The organism is Streptomyces anatolicus, from assembly GCF_019400875.1.
GTDB classification, from domain to species: Bacteria; Actinomycetota; Actinomycetes; order Streptomycetales; family Streptomycetaceae; genus Streptomyces; species Streptomyces anatolicus.
Genome location: NZ_WMBF01000765.1, coordinates 1 through 1902, shown reverse-complemented (window position 1 = coordinate 1902; position 1902 = coordinate 1). Strand labels below are relative to the sequence as shown.

Genomic DNA, 1902 nt, shown 5'->3' with positions numbered 1-1902 from the left:
GGGATCTATTGCGTTGCGGCGAGGTCCGGGCACGTCTTAGCCTCGTGGGGTTCCGCCGGTGCCCGTTCCGAGGCCCGGCGCTGTGTTTCGAGGTGATGACGTATCTCCCAGGCCAAGTAGCCGCTCGTTCTGAGGCTCATTCCGGTTGTCCGCGATCGCGGGCTCCCGACGCTTGCCTCGACGGCGGTGCTCCCTGCTGGCCTGGGCTCGTTGCACCCTGCTTCCCCCTGTCGCGCTGCACGCGTGCGGGGGCATGCCCAGGCCTGCCCCCGCCCCCTCTTCCTTCTGTACGCGAACAGGAACCTTCCACGTGTCGACCGACACCCAAGCCCACGGCACCCCACGCCCCACAGGCGCCGGCCGAGCCGCCACGATCGTGCTGGTCGTGGTGCTGATCGCCGAGCTGATGAACGCGCTCGACGGCTCGATCGTCCACACCGCCCTGCCCGCCATCCAGACGGATACCGGCGCGTCCAGCGCCGCGGTGCAGTGGATCCCGGCCGCCTACACCCTCACCTTCGCCCTCGCCCTGATCACGGGCGGGCGACTGGGTGACCTCTTCGGGCGCAAGCGGGTCTTCCTCACCGGCACCGTGCTGTTCACACTGGCGTCGCTGCTCTGCGGGATCGCGACCGGACCGGAGTTCCTGGTCGCCGCGCGGGCCCTGCAGGGCGCCGGGGCCGCGGCGATGGTGCCGCAGGTCATGGCCACCATCGCGGTCACCTTCCAGGGCGAGGCGCAGGCCAAGGCGTTCGGCATGTACGGCATGATCATGTCGCTCGGCGGCGTCCTCGGGCCCGTCCTCGGCGCCGTCCTGACCTCCGCCGACATCGCCGGTCTCGGCTGGCGGGCGATCTTCCTGATCAACCTGCCCATCGGCCTGGCCACCGTACTGTTCGCCCTCCGGTTCCTCCCGGAGTCGCGGGAGCGGCAGGCCAGGCGTCTGGACCCGCTGGGCATGCTGCTCTCCAGCACCGGCCTGCTCCTTCTCGCCTACCCGCTCACCATGGGCGGCGAGCAGCACTGGCCGGCGTGGAGCTTCGTCCTGCTCGTCGCGGGCGCCCTGACGCTGGCGGCGTTCGTCGTCCAGCAGCGGGCCAAGACCCGCAAGAACGGCAGCGCCTTGGTCGCGCTCTCCCTCTTCCGGAGCAGGGCGTTCGCCGGCGGGCTCGCCGCGCAGCTGGTCTTCGGACTGGTCTCCGGCGTGTTCCTGCTGACGTGGGTGCTGTTCATGCAGTCCGGCCTCGGACTCACGCCCGGGCAGTTCGCCCCGGCGTCCGTCGCCATCTCCATCGGCGGCATGGCCGGCGCGATGCTCGCCTCCAAGTGGGCGGGCACCCATATGCGGCGCGTGCCGCAGGCCGGGGCGGTGCTCATCGCCGCGACCCTGGCCGGTTACCAGGTGCTTGTCTCCGCCCAGCAGACCGGGACGCCGTTCGCCGCCGCCGCTGCCCCGATGGTCCTCGTCGGAGCCGGTTTCGGCATGGTCGGCGCGGGACTCGCCGGTCTCACCCTCGGCCAGGTCGGCCATGAGGACGCGGGCTCCGCGGCGGGACTGTTCAACACCGCCATGCAGCTCGGTACCGCGCTCGGCATCGCGACGGCCTCCCTGGTCTTCTTCGACCACGCCCCCGCGGGCAGCCACGGCACCACCGTGACCGAGGCGTTCGCGGGCAGCGTCTGGTACGTCGTCGCCGCGCTCGCGGTGATGTGGGCGCTGATGTTCCGACTGCCCAAGCCGGGCAAGCCCGCCTGACCCACCGTCGGCGGCCCCGCCCCGTCCCGGGCTGGGCCGCCGACGGACCCCCACGGGCCCGAGTGCGTCTCTGGCCCGGAGCTTCCCTGCTGACCCCGGCGGACGTGTTCCGCCGGTCCTCGATGCGAGGTGATGACGTATCGCCC

1 protein-coding gene is annotated in these 1902 nt (G+C 71.9%); it reads left to right on the top strand.

Features of this window, described 5'->3' with window-relative positions; all coding sequences use genetic code 11:
* The first annotated feature begins 310 nt into the window (after positions 1-310).
* Positions 311-1756, top strand: a complete 1446-nt coding sequence (locus GKQ77_RS32270) for an MFS transporter (protein ID WP_219692690.1) — start codon at positions 311-313, stop codon at positions 1754-1756.
* Positions 1757-1902 lie beyond the last annotated feature (146 nt).